We start from the raw sequence: 17,206 nt of genomic DNA, 5'->3' as shown, positions 1-17,206 counted from the left end.
AAGAGCCTAGAGCGACTCTGCGGTGGTGGGGAGATCAATTACGTCATTGCTGCGGTGTCGCGCGAGCTGTCCGGAAAGCAACCGGCTGCGGATGCCCGGCCGGGCATCCGCAGCCGGTCGGCGCTCTACAGGTACTGCCCGGTATTCGCCACCGTGTCGATGGACCGACCGGTGTCCGCGCCCTGCTTTCCGGTGACGAGCGTACGGATGAAGACGATCCGCTCGCCCTTCTTTCCGGAGATCCGGGCCCAGTCGTCCGGGTTCGTGGTGTTCGGCAGGTCCTCGTTCTCCTTGAACTCGTCCACGCAGGCCTGGAGGAGATGGGAGACGCGAAGGCCCTTCTGGCCCTGGTCGAGGAAGGCCTTGATGGCCATCTTCTTGGCCCGGTCGACGATGTTCTGGATCATCGCGCCGGAGTTGAAGTCCTTGAAGTAGAGGACTTCCTTGTCACCGTTGGCGTACGTGACCTCGAGGAAGCGGTTCTCCTCGGACTCGGTGTACATCCGCTCGACGACGGACTGGATCATGGCGTGCGCGGCGGCTTCCTTGGAGCCGGTGTGCTCCGCGAGGTCGTCCGCGTGCAGGGGCAGCGAAGGCGTGAGGTACTTCGCGAAGATGTCCTTCGCGGCCTCCGCGTCGGGGCGCTCGATCTTGATCTTCACATCGAGGCGGCCGGGGCGCAGGATCGCGGGGTCGATCATGTCCTCGCGGTTGGAGGCGCCGATGACGATGACGTTCTCCAGGCCCTCGACACCGTCGATCTCGGCGAGCAGCTGGGGAACGATGGTGTTCTCCACGTCCGAGCTGACGCCGGATCCCCGGGTGCGGAAGAGCGACTCCATCTCGTCGAAGAAGACGATGACGGGGGTGCCCTCGCCCGCCTTCTCACGGGCGCGCTGGAAGACCAGGCGGATGTGCCGCTCGGTCTCGCCGACGTACTTGTTGAGAAGTTCCGGGCCCTTGATGTTGAGGAAGTAGCTCTTGCCCGCCGGCTGGCCGGTGACCTCGGCGACCTTCTTGGCAAGGGAGTTGGCCACCGCCTTGGCGATGAGCGTCTTGCCGCAGCCGGGAGGGCCGTAGAGCAGGATGCCCTTCGGCGGCCGCAGTTCGTGTTCCTTGAAGAGGTCGGGGTGGAGATAGGGGAGCTCGACCGCGTCCCGGATCAGCTCGATCTGGTCGCCCAGACCGCCGATCTTGTCGTAGTCGATGTCCGGTACCTCTTCGAGGACGAGCTCCTCGACCTCGCTCTTGGGGACCACTTCGTAGACGTAGCCGGACCTGGGTTCGAGCAGCAGGGCGTCGCCGGGGCGGATGGTGATGTCCAGCAGCGGCTCGGCGAGCCGCACCACCCGTTCCTCGTCGGTGTGCCCGATGACCAGGGCCCGCTCGCCGTCCTCGAGGATCTCCTTGAGGGTGACGATGTCCCCGGCCCGCTCGAATTCCATGGCGTCGACCACATTGAGCGCTTCGTTGAGCATGACTTCCTGGCCGCGCCGGAGGTCGTCGAGCTCGACACTGGGGCTGACATTCACCCGGAGCTTGCGACCCCCGGTGAAGATGTCGCAGGTGCCGTCCTCATTGCCCTGCAGGAACACACCGAATCCGGCCGGCGGCTGTGCGAGCCGGTCGACTTCTTCCTTGAGGGCCACGATCTGGTCGCGGGCCTCGCGGAGTGTGTTGGCGAGCCGCTCGTTCTGCGCGGACACGCCCGCCAGGTTGGTCTGCAACTCGACGATCCGCTCTTCGAGAATCCTCGTATGGCGCGGAGAGTCGGCGAGCTTACGTCGCAGGACGGCGATTTCCTGCTCAAGATAGGCGACCTGGCCGGCTGGGTCTTCGGACCCCCGCCCGGGCCGGATGCCGCGGTTGATGTCGTCGTCGTGGGCTGCCACGGTCCTCACCTCCTCCAAGGGGAGCTGGACGCTTCCTGACCCTACCTGGGTGGGTGATGATTGAAACCCCTAGATCACAAAGACTGCGGGGCGTGTCCGATCTTCACCCTTGCGTTCCCCCTCGTGTCAGGGGAATACCCACCCTTCAACATCGGAAAGCGGCCGGTTGTATCGTCGAACCGGTCAACACCCGTCAGGGCTGGCTTCTTTTGGTTCGGATACGCAGGGAACGGCAGGAGAAATGACCGTGCAGCAGGACGCTCCCACCGGCAGCGACACGCAGGATCTGGAGGTCTGGATCGATCAGGACCTCTGCACGGGAGACGGTATCTGCGTGCAATACGCACCGGAGGTGTTCGAGCTGGACATCGACGGTCTGGCGTATGTGAAGAGCGGTGACGACGAACTCCTGCAGGACAAGGGTGCGACGACCCCGGTGCCGCTGCCGCTCCTCCAGGACGTCGTCGATTCGGCCAAGGAGTGCCCGGGAGACTGCATCCATGTACGGCGCGTCTCGGACAAGGTCGAGGTCTACGGCCCCGAGGCCGCGTGACCCCGCGGTTCCGGCCGACGGAGCACGCGCGGTGACCCCTCAGGCACCCTCGGAGGCGGGCGCGGTGGCGCGGACGAAGGCGCCGCCCCGCCACTGCCAGGTGACCTTCTCCTGCCGGTCGGGACAGCATCGCGGCACATCGGCCGAGGAGTAGCCGAACAGGGTGGCGGAGATGATCCCGTCACGCACCGCGACGTCGCCGACGCTCAGCTTCTCGGTGGGGTCCACCAGGGTCGCCACGACCCGGGGTGCGGCCCCGCTTTCTCCTGTGAGGACGTAGACGCCACTGGGCGGGGTACCGGATCCCGCCGCGCAGTGGACCACGGCGACCGTCTCGGGACGGCCGTCGCCGTCCAGGTCGCCGGGCCGCTGTTGGGCCACCGTGTTCCCCAGCCCCCCGCACTCCAGCGGGTAGGTCGCCCGCTCCGGATCGGGCGCGGCGACGGGCGCTGTGCCGTGCTGCGTGGTGGTGCGATGCGGGGTCGAGGCGGAGGCCGCGGGGTCGGGCTGGAGCATGCCGGCGGCCGCGATGACGGCGGCCATGGCTGTCGCGGTGGCGAGCCAGTGCAGCGGCTTGGTGTCGGTGTGCGCGAGGTCCGGGAGCTCGGAGGTCTGCACGCGGGATGTCTCCTGTGGTTCCTGTGGTTCGAGGATCTGGGTGGGCGCTGCTGCCGGTGGGAGGTCCGCGGTGGCGCGGGGTGGCCAGCATCGTGCCACACCACGCGGAACAGTGGAACGTCGGGGTCGGCCCGGGCGTGTGTCCCGTACGGGCAACGGAAGGGCGCCGCCGCCGAGTTCCCGGGTCGGTCCGGGAACTCGGCGGCGGCGCCGGTACGTTGTGCGGCTCAGCCGCGGGAGGAGCCGCTCTGGCTGCCGGGACCGTCGTAGTCCTCGCCGTAGGCACCCTTGGCGGGGCGGCGGCGGCGCAGCGGGGGCTCGACCCCGTCGGCCAGGCGGCGGGCGGTGACGAGGAAGCCCGTGTGGCCGATCATGCGGTGGTCCGGGCGGACGGCCAGGCCCTCGACGTGCCAGTTGCGGATCATCGATTCCCAGGGCTGCGGCTCGGCGAAGCAGCCGATCTCGCGGATGGACTCGACGGTCCGCGCGAGCTGGGTGGTGGTCGCGACGTACGCGCACAGGATGCCACCGGGCACGAGCGCCTTGGAGACGGCCTCCAGGCACTCCCAGGGGGCGAGCATGTCGAGGACGACCCGGTCGACGTCGGTGTCGGAGAGGTTGTCCTGGAGGTCGCCGACGGTGAGCTGCCAGGCGGGGTGCGGTTCGCCGAAGTAGCGTTCCACGTTCTGCTGGGCGATCTCGGCGAAGTCCTCGCGGCGCTCGTAGGAGTGCAGCATGCCCTGGTCGCCGACGGCGCGCAGCAGGAAGGTGGAGAGCGAGCCGGAACCGACACCGGCCTCCACGACGCGGGCGCCGGGGAAGATGTCGGCGAAGGCCAGGATCTGCCCCGCGTCCTTGGGGTAGACCACGGCGGCGCCGCGGGGCATGGACAGGACGTAGTCGGGGAGCAGGGGGCGCAGCGCGAGGTAGGCGACGTTTCCCGTGGTTCGGACAACACTGCCCTCGGGGGCACCGATCAGCTCGTCGTGCGGGAAGGAACCCTTGTGGGTGTGGAAGTTCTTCCCGGCTTCGAGCGTGAAGGTGTAGTGGCGTCCCTTGGGATCGGTGAGCTGGACCTGGTCCCCGACCTTGAAGGGCCCGCGTCGGCGGGCGGCACCGGTCGGTTCAGACATGTGACCAGCCTACCGGTGATTCCCCGCGCCCCGACCGCGAGCCCGGACCGGGCCGCACGGTCAGGCGGCGGGCCTGGCCAGGGCCGCGACGAACGCCCGCTCGACGTCGGCGGTGGACAGCACGCCGTAGATCTCGCCGGTCTCCTCGAGGACGAGGTATTCGGTGGCGGGGCTGGCCTTGAGCCGGTCGAGCAGCGCTTCGCCGGACAGCTCGGCGGAGATCTTCATGCCGTCGGTGAGGTCCTGGGCGAGGCCGCTGACGGCGACCCAGGGGCGGCGGTGCTCGGGGATGGAGACGATGGCGGTTTCCCGGACGACGGCTTTGGGTTCGCCGAGTCCGTCGACGACGACGAGGGCGCGGGCACCCGCTTCGTTGGCGCGTCGCAGGGCCTCGGAGAGCGGGGTGTCGGCCTCCACCGGGACGGCGCGCCGGGTGAGGGTGCGGGCGCGCAGCTCGGGAAGGTGCTCGCGCAGGCGTGCCATGCGCAGGCTGTTGCCCGCTCCGGTCCAGATGATGGCGGCGAGGATGGCGGCGAGCAGCGCGTCGGTGACCGTGTCCATGCCGCTGACGTCACGGGGGTTGTTCCCGAAGTAGCCGGTGCGGGTGAGCAGCGGGAGGCCGATGAGGGTGACGACGGCGAGGGCGCGGCCGACCCAGGCGGCCGCGACGGTGCCGCTCATCGGGCGGCCGGTGATCTTCCAGACGACGGCGCGGAGCATGCGTCCGCCGTCGAGGGGGAGGCCGGGGAGGAGATTGAAGGCGGCCACCAGGAGGTTGGAGATCATGAGCCCGGCGAGGAGGACTCCGGGCACGGTGCCGGGCGCGACGAACGTCATCCCGACGTAGAAGAGCCCGGCGAGCACCAGGGAGAGCAGAGGACCGACGAAGGCGAGCAGGAATTCGCGGCCCGGGGTCTCGGACTCCTTCTCGATCTCGGAGACGCCGCCGAAGAACTGGAGCTGGATGCGCCGCACCGGCAGCTTGTAGTGCAGCGCGACGACCGTGTGCGCGAGTTCGTGGACGAGCACGGAGGCGTAGAAGGCGATCGCGAAGAAGAGGGAGACCAGGTAGCGCGCGCCTCCGAGCTCGGGCAGCACCCGTTCGAGCTGACCGCCGAAGACCCAGGTGATCAGTGCGGCGACGATGAACCAACTGGGCGCGACGTACACGGGCACACCGAAGGGACGGCCCATGAGAAGGCCGCCTCCGGGCTCTTCGGGGCGCCGCGGTCCGCCCTTGTCGGGGCCTGCGCCGGGAGCCGTTCCCCCTGCGCCGGGCTGCGGCCGCCCGCTGTCGCCGCTCTCGTCCACGAGGTCCCTTCGGTCGGTGCCCTGCGGCACGGTCGTTCAGTGTTCGGGAGTGTGTGCTCGATGGTATGCCGCCGAGTGTCGGTGGCGGGCCGTAGGGTCTTCGACATGACCTCCCTGCCGCGGCCCGCTCAGCCGCCCACGTCCCTGTCGCCGTCGCGGGCCGGTGATTTCATGCAGTGTCCCCTGCTGTACCGCTTCCGGGTCATCGACAGACTGCCCGAGAAGCCCAGCGAAGCAGCTACCCGGGGCACGCTGGTGCATGCGGTGCTGGAGCGGCTCTTCGACAATCCGGCCGCCGAGCGCACGGCCGGCCGGGCCACGGCGCTGATCCCCGCCCAGTGGGACCGGCTGCTGGAGTCGAAGCCGGAGCTGTCCGAGCTGTTCTCGGAGGACGCCGGGGGCGAGCGTCTGGCTCGCTGGCTCGCGGAGGCGGAGAGCCTGGTGGAGCGGTGGTTCTCGTTGGAGGACCCGACGCGGCTGGAACCCGCCGAGCGCGAGCTGTTCGTCGAGACGGAGCTGGAGTCGGGGCTGCGGCTGCGCGGGGTGATCGACCGGATCGACGTGGCGCCCACGGGCGAGGTCCGCATCGTCGACTACAAGACGGGGAAGGCCCCGCGCCCGGAGTACGCGGAGAGCGCGCTCTTCCAGATGAAGTTCTACGCGCTGGTGATCTGGCGGCTGAAGGGCGTGGTGCCGCGCCGCCTCCAGCTCGTCTATCTCGGCAGCGGCGACATCCTGACGTACGACCCGGTCGTGGCGGACCTGGAGCGGGTGGAGCGGAAGCTGCTGGCGCTCTGGGACGCGATCCGGCTGGCGACCGAGACGGGTGAGTGGCGCCCCCGGCCGACGAAGCTCTGCGGCTGGTGCGACCACCAGGCGGTCTGTCCGGAATTCGGCGGTACTCCCCCGGTCTATCCGTTGCCGGTACGCCCGGCGGAGTCGGAGCAGGACGTGCAGGGCAGAATGGATCCGGTCCGTACTGAGGCCGGCCGGCCTGTGGCCCCCGAAGGACCTTGAGGAGACCTTGTGGCTATCCGCGTCCTACTGGTCGATGACCAACCGCTGTTGCGCACCGGCTTCCGGATGATCCTTGAGGCGGAAGGTGATCTCGCGGTGGTGGGCGAGGCCGGTGACGGTCTCCAGGCTCTCGACCAGGTGCGTGCGCTGCAGCCCGATGTGGTGCTGATGGACATCCGCATGCCGCGGATGGACGGCGTCGAGGCGACGCGTCAGATCACCGGTCCCGGTCGGGACGGTCCGGCGAAGGTCCTGGTGCTGACCACGTTCGATCTCGACGAGTACGTGGTGGAGGCGCTGCGCGCGGGCGCCAGCGGCTTCCTGCTGAAGGACGCCCCCGCCAATGAGCTGGTGCAGGCGATCCGTGTGGTCGCGGCGGGTGAGGCGATGCTGGCGCCGAGCATCACCCGCAGGCTGCTCGACAAGTATGCGGACCATCTGCCGTCCGGCGAGGAGCCGGTGCCCGACACCCTGCACACGTTGACGGACCGTGAGGTCGAGGTGCTGAAGCTGGTGGCACGCGGACTGTCGAACGCGGAGATCGCCGCGGACCTGTTCGTCAGTGAGACGACGGTCAAGACACATGTCGGCCATGTGCTGACCAAGCTCGGCCTGCGCGACCGGGTGCAGGCGGCGGTGTACGCCTACGAGAGCGGTCTGGTGCGCCCCGGCGCCCAGTGAGCGGCCCGAGGACGGCCCCGGAAGCGGTCCGGGGCACGCGGAAGACGCCCCGGCCGGGTTCGGCCGGGGCGTCTTCCGTGCTCAGGAGGTTCGGGCGCTGCCGCCGCCCAACTCCCAGAGCTGGAGGTCTGCGGAAGAGTTGACCGCCCATTCGACGCCGGTGAGGTCCTCGCGGGACGCGACGTACTGCTTGCCCTGCCAGATCGGCAGCACGGGGACGTCGTCGGCGACGATGTCCTGGATCTGCTCGAAGGTCTTGGCCGAGGCACTGCGGTCGGCCTCGCGGCGCGACTGCGGAATGAGCGTCTTCTGGGCGAGTGCCGACCTGTAGGGCGAGTTGAGGAAGTTGTTCTTGTCGAGGAACGGCGCCACGTAGTTGTCGGGGTCCGGGAAGTCGGGGAACCAGCCCATGCCGTACACGGCGTAGTCGCCGCGCACCTGTGCGGGGCGGTACTTCTCCCAGGGGGCGCTCCGGACGGTGACGTCGAACAGGCCGGAGCCGTTGAACTGCTTCTTCAGGGTTTCGAACTCGGCGGCGTTGCCGGCGCCGGCACGGTCGGACGGGTAGTGGAGGGTGAGCTTCACAGGGGTGTCGACGCCTGCGTCCTTCAGGATCGCCGCGGCCTTGGTGGTGCTGGGTTCGCTGTACTTGTTGTAGAACGAGTTGGCGTGCGCGGTGACACCGGACGGGATCAGCGAGTACAGCGGCTCGGCCGTGGTGCCGTACACCTTGCTCGCGATCTCGCCGCGGTCGACGATCTGAGCCATGGCCTGGCGGACGGCCTTGTTCTTCACGGCCGGGTCGTCGGTGTTGAAGCCCAGGAAATGGATGGCGAGTCCGGGTATCTCGGTGAGCTTGATGCCGTCCTGGGGCTTTTCGAGCAGCCGCTGGGACTGCTCGGGCGACATGGTGCGGGTCATCATGTCGATCTTCTTGTCGTCGAGCGCCTTGCCCATGGCCGTCGAATCGGGGAAGACATCCAGCTCGACCTTCTCGTTCCGCACCTTCAGATCCCCCTTGTAGTGGGGGTTCCTGGTGAAGAGCACCTTGACGACCTGGTTGTGCTCGATTTCCGGCTTCATGGTGTACGGACCGGATCCGTCCACCTGGAATCCGGTACGCGCGGACTTCGCCGCGTACTTGTTCCGCGGCACGATCCCGGCCACCGGGGTGGCGAGCTTGTAGGGGAACGTCGCGTCCGGGGTGCGGAGATGGAAGACGACCTCCCGCTCGCCCTGCGTCTCGACCGTGTCGATGTTGGCGAGCAGGGCGACGGGCCCGTTGGGAGCGTTGATGCGGATCACGCGGTCGATGGAGTACTTCACGTCATCGGCGGTGACGGCCCTGCCGTCGGCGAACTTCAGACCGCTGCGCAGCTTGCAGCGGTAGCTCTCGTTCTGCGTGTCCGTGAAGGTGCAGCTCTGCGCCGCCTCCGGGACCGGCTCGCCACCGCCGCGCGGCACGTGCGTCAGGGTCTGCACGGTCTGCCGGAGCACGTTCCACACCCCCGCCTCGTAGCCGATGGCGGGGTCGAGCGGCGCGGGGTTGTCCTTGGAGGCGACGAACTGGTCCGTGGTGCCGACAACGACGGCGGCCCTGCCGTCGTCCCCGTCGCCCGACGCGCCGCAGGCGGCGAGTACGGGCGCGAGCAGGCCGACGACGGCCGGCAGCACCAGAGTCTTGCGGTTCATCTTGGACGCTCTCCCTCATCCCGGCAGTGAGACAGCGACATTAGTGCGCGCCGTCGGCAATGCCGGACCAGAGCTGCCCGGATGTGTAATCGGACGGTGATGGGAATAGCGGCGAGCCGTTTTCCCTCGCCGGGACCGTTTCACACAGGCCCCCACCAACCGGGACATTTCGACACCACGAAACGGACACCCGGGCGGATCTTGAAAAGCCCTCGGCTGGGATCCGGGTGACAAAGCTCACGCCCGAGTCCCTTTTCTCGCCCGTGCCACATACCCGGCTTACGCACTGACGTACGACAGAAAACGCACCATTCGACGCCGAGAGTTTTTCGGTTCATTCACAGAAATACTCTCGGTGCGCGGATCACTGCATTCCCGTTACCAGGCCCCGGAGAAATGCGAGATCGACTTCTTCCAGCGACCGTACGACGACCCGGCCGGACGCGGGGGCGATCGGTGCGACGGACGGGACGGCGACCACCCGGCAGCCCGCGGCCTCCGCGGCCGCGACGCCGGTGGCCGTGTCCTCGATGACCGCACAGCGCTCGGGCTCCGCCCCGAAGCCGGACGCGGCGGTGAGGTAGGGCTCCGGGTGCGGCTTGGTACGGGAGACCTCGTCGCCCGCGACGGTGAGGGAGAAGTGGTGGTGTCCCACCGAGTCCAGCACGCGGTCGATGATCCGCCGGTGCGAGGCGGAGACGAGAGCGGTGGGGATCTCGTGCCTGGCCAGTTCGGCGAGCAGTCGTGCCGCGCCCGGCATCAGCGGCACACCGCGGCCGATGCGCTCCTCGAAGCGGTCGTTGAGCAGCACGGTGAGTTCGGCGAGGGTGATGTCCGCACCGGTGACGTCCATGAGGTAGCCGGCACTGCGGGTCATCGGCCCGCCGACCACCACGTCCCGCCATGCCTCGTCGAGCTGGTGCCCGAGCTCGGCGAAGACCTCCACCTCGGCGTCCCACCAGAATCCCTCGGTATCGACGAGGGTGCCGTCCATGTCGAGCAGGACGGCCTGCAGCGCGGCGCCTTCGGCCGTGCGGGTCATGGACGCGGGAACCGTGCTGGTCATCCGGCACACCTTCCGTAAGGGACGAGAAGGCCGGCCGTCTTTTCCCGTGGGAAGGACGACCGGCCTGCACTGGACCGACAAGTGTACGACTTGACCTGCTACGGCGCGTTGAACGTGGTCTTACCGCGCGTTGAAGTACTTCGCCTCGGGGTGGTGGATGACGATCGCGTCGGTGGACTGCTCCGGGTGGAGCTGGAACTCCTCCGAGAGATGCACCCCGATCCGCTCGGGCCCGAGCAGCTCGGCGATCTTCGCCCGGTCCTCCAGCTCGGGGCAGGCGCCGTAGCCGAGGGAGAAGCGCGCTCCGCGGTACTTCAGCGCGAACATGTCCTCGACATCGGCCGGGTCCTCGCCGCCGAAGCCCAGCTCGGAGCGGACCCGGGCGTGCCAGTACTCGGCCAGCGCCTCGGCCAGCTGCACGGACAGGCCGTGCAGCTCCAGGTAGTCGCGATAGGAGTTGGCCTCGAAGAGCTTGGCGGTCTCGCCACCGATCTTCGAGCCGACGGTGACGACCTGGAGGCCGATCACATCCGTCTCCCCGGACTCCTCGGGGCGGAAGAAGTCCGCCAGGCAGAGGCGTCGGCCGCGGCGCTGGCGCGGGAAGGTGAAGCGGGTGCGCTCGGAGCCGTCCTCGTGGAGCAGGATCAGATCGTCGCCCTTGGAGACGCAGGGGAAGTAGCCGTACACGACGGCGGCTTCCAGCAGGTTCTCGGTGTGGAGCTTGTCGAGCCAGCCGCGCAGATGCGGGCGGCCCTCGGTCTCGACCAGCTCCTCGTACGTCGGTCCGTCACCGGCGCGGGACTGCTTGAGGCCCCACTGGCCCTTGAAGAGCGCGCCCTCGTCCAGCCAGGACGCGTACTCCTTGAGCTGGATGCCCTTGACGACCCGGGTGCCCCAGAACGGGGGCTCGGGGACCGGGTTGTCGACGGCGACGTCGGAGCGGACGCCCTCCTCGGGCTCCTCCACCTCCAGCACCGCCGTGTCGCGCCTGGGTACGCGGCGCTGCTTGAGTTCGGGCAGGGTGGCGCCCGGGACACCGCGCTTGACCGCGACCAGGGCGTCCATCAGGCGCAGCCCCTCGAACGCGTCGCGGGCGTAGCGGACCTCGCCCTCGTAGATCTCGTGGAGGTCCTGCTCGACGTAGGCGCGGGTGAGCGCGGCGCCGCCGAGGATCACGGGGTATTCGGCGGCCAGCTTGCGCTGGTTCAGCTCCTCCAGGTTCTCCTTCATGATCACGGTGGACTTCACCAGGAGACCGGACATGCCGATGACGTCCGCACGGTGCTCCTGGGCGGCGTCCAGGATCGCGGAGACCGGCTGCTTGATGCCGAGATTGACCACGTTGAAGCCGTTGTTGGACAGGATGATGTCGACGAGGTTCTTGCCGATGTCGTGCACGTCGCCACGGACCGTGGCCAGCACGATCGTGCCCTTGCCCTCGGCGTCGGACTTCTCCATGTGCGGCTCCAGATAGGCCACCGCGGTCTTCATGACCTCGGCGGACTGGAGCACGAACGGCAGCTGCATCTGACCGGAGCCGAAGAGTTCACCGACGACCTTCATGCCCTCCAGGAGGGTGTCGTTGACGATGTCGAGGGCGGGGCGGGTCTGCAGAGCCTCGTCGAGGTCGGTCTCCAGGCCGTTCTTCTCGCCGTCGATGATGCGGCGCTGGAGGCGCTCGTCGAGCGGCAGGGCGAGGAGTTCCTCGGCCTTGCCGGCCTTCATCGACTTCGTGCTGACGCCCTCGAACAGCTCCATGAGCTTCTGCAGCGGGTCGTAGCCCTCGGCGCGGCGGTCGTAGATCAGGTCGAGGGCGACCTTGACCTGCTCCTCGTCCAGCCGGGCGATCGGCAGGATCTTGGAGGCGTGCACGATCGCCGAGTCCAGGCCGGCCTTGACGCACTCGTCCAGGAAGACCGAGTTCAGCACGACCCGGGCGGCCGGGTTGAGACCGAAGGAGATGTTGGACAGGCCGAGTGTGGTCTGGACGTCGGGGTGGCGCTTCTTCAGCTCGCGGATGGCCCCGATGGTGGCGATGCCGTCGCCCCGGGACTCCTCCTGGCCGGTGCAGATCGTGAACGTCAGGGTGTCGATGAGGATGTCCGACTCGCGGATGCCCCAGTTGCCGGTCAGGTCCTCGATCAGCCGCTCGGCGACGGCGACCTTGTGCTCGACGGTACGGGCCTGTCCCTCCTCGTCGATGGTCAGCGCGATCAGTGCGGCGCCGTGCTCGACCGCCAGCGCGGTGACCTTGGCGAACCGCGACTCGGGGCCGTCCCCGTCCTCGTAGTTGACGGAGTTGAGGACGGCCCGGCCGCCGAGCTTCTCCAGGCCGGCGCGCAGGACCGGCACCTCGGTGGAGTCCAGCACGATCGGGAGGGTGGAGGCGGTGGCGAAACGTCCGGCCAGCTCCTCCATGTCGGCGACGCCGTCCCGGCCGACGTAGTCCACGCAGAGGTCGAGCATGTGCGCGCCCTCGCGGATCTGGTCGCGCGCCATCTCGACGCAGTCGTCCCAGCGGGCCTCCAGCATCGCCTCGCGGAACTTCTTCGATCCGTTGGCGTTCGTACGCTCACCGATCGCCAGGTAGGAGGTGTCCTGGCGGAACGGGACGGTCTGGTACAGGGAGGCGGCGCCCGGCTCGGGACGGGGCGCGCGGGAGGTGAGCGCGGAGCCTCGGACACGCTCGACGAGCTGCCGCAGGTGCTCGGGGGTCGTGCCGCAGCAGCCGCCGACCAGCGAGAGGCCGTACTCCTGGACGAACGTCTCCTGGGCGTCGGCGAGCCCCTCGGGACCGAGCGGGAAATGCGCCCCGTCCTTGGTGAGCACCGGCAGTCCGGCATTCGGCATGCAGAGCAGCGGGATACGGGAGTGGCGCGTGAGGTAGCGCAGGTGCTCGCTCATCTCGGCGGGGCCGGTCGAGCAGTTCAGACCGATCATGTCGACGCCGAGCGGTTCCAGCGCGGTCAGCGCGGCCCCGATCTCGGAGCCGAGCAGCATGGTTCCGGTGGTCTCGAACGCCAGCGAACACAGCACCAGGAGGTCGCTGCCCATCGCCTCCAGGGCGCGTCGCGCGCCCAGTACGGCGGCCTTGGTCTGCAGCAGGTCCTGCGTCGTCTCGATGATGAGCGCGTCCGCCCCGCCGGCGATCAGCCCCTCGGCGTTCTGCTGGAAGCCGTCCCGCAGCACGGTGTAGGGGGCGTGCCCCAGCGTGGGCAGCTTCGTACCCGGGCCCATGGAGCCGAGCACCCAGCGCTGCTGTCCGGTGGACGCGGTGAACGCGTCGGCGGCCTCGCGGGCGATGCGCGCGCCCGACTCGGAGAGCTCGTGGATCCGCTCGGCGATGTCGTACTCGCCCAGGGCCGAGGCGTTGGCCCCGAAGGTGTTCGTCTCGACGCAGTCCACGCCGACGGCGAAGTACTCCTCGTGCACGGAGCGCACGATGTCGGGGCGGGTGATGTTCAGGATCTCGTTGCAGCCTTCGAGGTTCTGGAAGTCCTCGAGGGTGGGGTCCTGCGCCTGGAGCATGGTGCCCATGGCGCCGTCGGCCACCACCACCCGGGTGGCGAGTGCCTCACGGAGGGCTTCGGCTCGGTTCCGGCTGTCGGCGGAAGGGGTCGGCAACGAGGCCATGGATTTGCTCCCTGGGATGCGACGGCTGTCGGCTTTGCGGCTTCGGTGGAAGGCGCACCAGGCCAGCCTAGCCGGGCGGCGCCCGGGGCCGTCACTCCGTCCCACGGAACGGACGGCATGCTGTGCGGGGGGATGTCCGAATCGAGTGGTGCCCGCGGTTTTCCTGTGTGATCGAGCACGGGTCGGCATCGACCGATAGTGTTCAGCATTGTCGAACCGAGGTGGAGGAGTACGGCGCGATGGCCAAGAACATCCAGTCGCTGGAACGGGCGGCGGCGATGCTGCGCCTGCTGGCAGGCGGCGAGCGTCGGCTGGGGCTGTCCGACATCGCCTCCTCACTGGGCCTGGCCAAGGGCACCGCACACGGCATCCTGCGCACGCTCCAGCACGAGGGCTTCGTCGAGCAGGACACGGTGTCCGGCCGTTACCAACTGGGCGCCGAACTGCTGCGGCTGGGCAACAGCTACCTGGACGTCCACGAGCTGCGGGCCCGCGCGCTCGTCTGGACGGACGACCTGGCCCGCTCCAGCGGCGAGAGCACCCACCTCGGAGTCCTGCACCAGCAGGGCGTACTCATCGTCCACCACGTCTTCCGGCCCGACGACAGTCGGCAGGTCCTGGAGGTCGGGGCCATGCAGCCACTGCACTCCACGGCCCTGGGCAAGGTGCTCGCGGCGTACGACCCGGTCGCGCACACCGAGGCCCTGGAGGCCGAGCGGCAGCCCTTCACCCCGCACACCGTCACCGACGCGGAGGAGTTCGAGGCGATGCTCGACCTGATCCGGGCGCGCGGCTGGGCGGCCGACGTGGAGGAGACCTGGGAGGGCGTGGCCGCGGTGGCCGCCCCGATCCACGACCGGCGGCGGATGCCGGTCGGCGCGGTCGCCGTGACCGGGGCGGTGGAGCGGGTCTGCGCGGACGGGAAGCTGCGCCCCGAGCTGATCGCCGCGGTGCGCGACTGCGCCCGCGCCGTCTCCAGGGACCTGGGCGCCCGACCCTTCTGACCGCCGCGTCCGGCGGTAACGATCGAGTTATAGGCCACACAACCCTTGACGCCTGATTCACCTGGGAGAAACACTGCCGTTCACCGGTCGGCATTGTCGAACAGCTAACGGAAAATCGCGTTAGGGTGTGACAGCGCCAAGGGCCGGAAAACGCCCTCACGTGAGGGCGCGGACCACCGGAGGGACCCGGGGTTCGGCTTCCCTGGACGAAGGACAAAGGAGTCGCGGGTGTCCAGCTCCGACATCTTCATCGGCGAGACCATAGGTACCGCCGTACTCATCCTGCTCGGCGGTGGTGTCTGTGCCGCCGTCACTCTCAAGCGCTCCAAGGCCCAGAACGCCGGCTGGCTCGCCATCACCTTCGGGTGGGGTTTCGCCGTGCTGACCGGCGCGTACCTGGCCGGTGGCGTTTCCGGCGCGCATCTCAACCCGGCGGTCACGATCGGTCTCGCGATCGAAGGCGGCACCAAGTGGAGCGACGTACCGCTGTACCTCGGCTCCCAGCTGCTCGGCGCGATGATCGGCGCGGTGCTGGTCTGGCTGACGTACTACGGACAGTTCCGGGCACATCTCACGGATCCGGAGATCAAGGGCGCCCAGTCGGGTGAAGAAGCCATGGTCGACCAGTCCTCCGCCCCGAAGGCGGGCCCGGTCCTGGGCGTCTTCTCCACCGGTCCCGAGATCCGCAACGCCGTGCAGAACCTCGCCACCGAGGTCATCGCCACCGTCGTGCTCGTCCTGGCGATCCTCACCCAGGGCCTCAACAACGACGGAAACGGCCTCGGCACGCTCGGCGCCATGGTCACCGCTCTCGTCGTCGTCGGTATCGGTCTCTCGCTCGGCGGCCCGACCGGTTACGCGATCAACCCGGTTCGCGACCTCGGTCCGCGTATCGTGCACGCGCTGCTGCCGCTGCCGAACAAGGGCGGTTCCGACTGGGGCTACGCCTGGATCCCGGTCGTCGGACCGCTCATCGGCGGCGCGATCGCGGGCGGGCTCTACAACGTCGCCTTCGCCTGAGCCGTGACGCACAGAGCCGTGACCCTCCAGACCACACAGACTTCCGGGAGCACACCGTGACCGACGCACACACCACCGGCCCCTTCATCGCGGCCATCGACCAGGGCACCACCTCCAGCCGCTGCATCGTCTTCGACAAGGACGGCCGGATCGTCTCCGTCGACCAGAAGGAGCACGAACAGATCTTCCCCAAGCCGGGCTGGGTCGAACACAACGCGACCGAGATCTGGGAGAACGTCCAGGAGGTCGTCGCCGGCGCCATCGTCAAGGCGGGCATCACCGCCGCCGACGTGAAGGCGATCGGCATCACCAACCAGCGTGAGACCACGCTGCTCTGGGACAAGAACACCGGGGAGCCCGTCCACAACGCCCTGGTCTGGCAGGACACCCGCACCGACGCGCTCTGCAAGGAGCTCGGCCGCAACGTGGGCCAGGACCGCTTCCGCCGCGAGACCGGTCTGCCGCTCGCCTCGTACTTCGCGGGCCCCAAGGTCCGCTGGCTGCTGGACAACGTCGAGGGCCTGCGCGAGCGCGCCGAGCGCGGCGACATCCTCTTCGGCACCATGGACTCCTGGGTCATCTGGAACCTGACCGGTGGCACCGACGGCGGCGTCCATGTCACCGATGTCACCAACGCCTCGCGCACCCTCCTGATGAACCTGCACTCGATGGCCTGGGACGACAAGATCCTCGCGTCCATGGAGATCCCGGCGGCCGTGCTGCCCGAGATCCGCTCCTCCGCCGAGGTGTACGGCGCCGCCAAGGGCGGTGTCCTGGCCGGTGTCCCGGTCGCCTCCGCGCTCGGCGACCAGCAGGCGGCCCTCTTCGGTCAGACCTGCTTCTCCGAGGGCGAGGCCAAGTCCACGTACGGCACCGGCACCTTCATGCTCATGAACACCGGTGAGACGCCCGTCAACTCGTACAACGGACTGCTGACGACCGTCGGGTACCGGATCGGCGACCAGAAGCCGGTCTACGCGCTGGAAGGGTCCATCGCCGTCACCGGCTCGCTGGTGCAGTGGATGCGCGACCAGATGGGCCTGATCAATTCAGCGGCCGAGATCGAGACGCTGGCCTCCTCGGTCGAGGACAACGGCGGCGCGTACTTCGTGCCCGCGTTCTCCGGTCTGTTCGCCCCCTACTGGCGCTCCGACGCCCGCGGCGTCATCGCCGGTCTGACCAGGTACGTCACCAAGGCGCACATCGCCCGTGCCGTCCTGGAGGCCACCGCCTGGCAGACCCGCGAGATCACCGACGCCATGACGAAGGACTCCGGTGTCGAGCTCGCCGCCCTCAAGGTCGACGGCGGCATGACCTCCAACAACTTGCTGATGCAGACGCTCGCCGACTTCCTGGACGCACCCGTGGTGCGGCCCATGGTCGCCGAGACGACCTGTCTCGGCGCCGCCTACGCCGCCGGTCTGGCCGTCGGCTTCTGGCCGGACACCGACGCGCTGCGCGCCAACTGGCGCCGGGCCGCCGAGTGGACACCCCGCATGGCCGCGGACACCCGCGACCGCGAGTACAAGAGCTGGCTCAAGGCCGTGGAACGGACCATGGGCTGGCTCGAAGACGAGGAGTAATCA

At 68.8% G+C, this 17,206-nt stretch carries 13 protein-coding genes; 6 read left to right on the top strand and 7 right to left on the bottom strand.

Annotated features, from left to right (window positions below):
* Nucleotides 1-125: 125 nt before the first annotated feature.
* Complete coding sequence (gene arc / locus ACIRP2_RS25655; RefSeq protein WP_351087150.1) at nt 126-1,892, bottom strand: proteasome ATPase; 1,767 nt, start codon at nt 1,890-1,892, stop codon at nt 126-128.
* Nucleotides 1,893-2,133: 241 nt separating this feature from the next.
* Between arc and ACIRP2_RS25650 the strand changes: the two genes are divergently transcribed.
* Complete coding sequence (locus ACIRP2_RS25650) at nt 2,134-2,445, top strand: ferredoxin (RefSeq protein ID WP_404254076.1); 312 nt, start codon at nt 2,134-2,136, stop codon at nt 2,443-2,445.
* 39 nt (nt 2,446-2,484) lie between these two features.
* On the opposite strand, the gene ACIRP2_RS25645 is transcribed toward ACIRP2_RS25650, so the two are convergent.
* The 3 genes from ACIRP2_RS25645 to ACIRP2_RS25635 all read right to left on the bottom strand — a co-directional run bounded on the left by ACIRP2_RS25645 (nt 2,485) and on the right by ACIRP2_RS25635 (nt 5,507).
* Complete coding sequence (locus ACIRP2_RS25645) at nt 2,485-3,063, bottom strand: hypothetical protein (protein ID WP_404254074.1); 579 nt, start codon at nt 3,061-3,063, stop codon at nt 2,485-2,487.
* Nucleotides 3,064-3,290: 227 nt separating this feature from the next.
* A complete protein-coding gene (locus ACIRP2_RS25640; protein ID WP_404254072.1) occupies nt 3,291-4,196 on the bottom strand; it encodes a tRNA (adenine-N1)-methyltransferase in 906 nt (301 codons plus the stop codon).
* A 60-nt stretch (nt 4,197-4,256) separates the two neighbouring features.
* On the bottom strand, nt 4,257-5,507 hold the full coding sequence (locus ACIRP2_RS25635) for a site-2 protease family protein (protein ID WP_404254438.1): 1,251 nt from the start codon (nt 5,505-5,507) through the stop codon (nt 4,257-4,259).
* Between the two features lie 171 nt (nt 5,508-5,678).
* Here ACIRP2_RS25635 and ACIRP2_RS25630 point away from each other — a divergent pair, with 171 nt between their 5' ends.
* Both ACIRP2_RS25630 and ACIRP2_RS25625 read left to right on the top strand, forming a co-directional pair.
* A complete protein-coding gene (locus tag ACIRP2_RS25630) occupies nt 5,679-6,524 on the top strand; it encodes a RecB family exonuclease (protein ID WP_404254436.1) in 846 nt (281 codons plus the stop codon).
* A 9-nt stretch (nt 6,525-6,533) separates the two neighbouring features.
* Complete coding sequence (locus tag ACIRP2_RS25625) at nt 6,534-7,205, top strand: response regulator transcription factor (protein WP_093541287.1); 672 nt, start codon at nt 6,534-6,536, stop codon at nt 7,203-7,205.
* A gap of 81 nt (nt 7,206-7,286) precedes the next feature.
* On the opposite strand, the gene ACIRP2_RS25620 is transcribed toward ACIRP2_RS25625, so the two are convergent.
* From ACIRP2_RS25620 to metH, 3 genes are all read right to left on the bottom strand, one after another.
* Nucleotides 7,287-8,897 carry an ABC transporter substrate-binding protein gene (locus ACIRP2_RS25620; RefSeq protein WP_404254069.1) on the bottom strand — a complete coding sequence of 537 codons (1,611 nt, stop codon included), beginning with the start codon at nt 8,895-8,897 and terminating at the stop codon, nt 7,287-7,289.
* Between the two features lie 364 nt (nt 8,898-9,261).
* On the bottom strand, nt 9,262-9,963 hold the full coding sequence (locus ACIRP2_RS25615; protein ID WP_351086584.1) for an HAD family phosphatase: 702 nt from the start codon (nt 9,961-9,963) through the stop codon (nt 9,262-9,264).
* Between the two features lie 120 nt (nt 9,964-10,083).
* On the bottom strand, nt 10,084-13,596 hold the full coding sequence (gene metH / locus ACIRP2_RS25610) for a methionine synthase (RefSeq protein WP_404254067.1): 3,513 nt from the start codon (nt 13,594-13,596) through the stop codon (nt 10,084-10,086).
* 239 nt (nt 13,597-13,835) lie between these two features.
* On the opposite strand from metH, the gene ACIRP2_RS25605 reads away from it, so the two are divergent.
* From ACIRP2_RS25605 to glpK, 3 genes are all read left to right on the top strand, one after another.
* On the top strand, nt 13,836-14,600 hold the full coding sequence (locus tag ACIRP2_RS25605; protein WP_404254065.1) for an IclR family transcriptional regulator: 765 nt from the start codon (nt 13,836-13,838) through the stop codon (nt 14,598-14,600).
* Nucleotides 14,601-14,828: 228 nt separating this feature from the next.
* Complete coding sequence (locus ACIRP2_RS25600; RefSeq protein ID WP_404254063.1) at nt 14,829-15,620, top strand: MIP/aquaporin family protein; 792 nt, start codon at nt 14,829-14,831, stop codon at nt 15,618-15,620.
* A gap of 56 nt (nt 15,621-15,676) precedes the next feature.
* Nucleotides 15,677-17,203 carry a glycerol kinase GlpK gene (glpK, locus tag ACIRP2_RS25595; protein WP_404254061.1) on the top strand — a complete coding sequence of 509 codons (1,527 nt, stop codon included), beginning with the start codon at nt 15,677-15,679 and terminating at the stop codon, nt 17,201-17,203.
* Nucleotides 17,204-17,206 lie beyond the last annotated feature (3 nt).

Source organism: Streptomyces sp. NPDC101194 (genome assembly GCF_044767885.1).
Classification (GTDB): Bacteria; Actinomycetota; Actinomycetes; order Streptomycetales; family Streptomycetaceae; genus Streptomyces.
The sequence above is the reverse complement of the archived record's forward strand: the minus strand, read 5'-3'. Positions and strand labels throughout refer to the sequence as shown.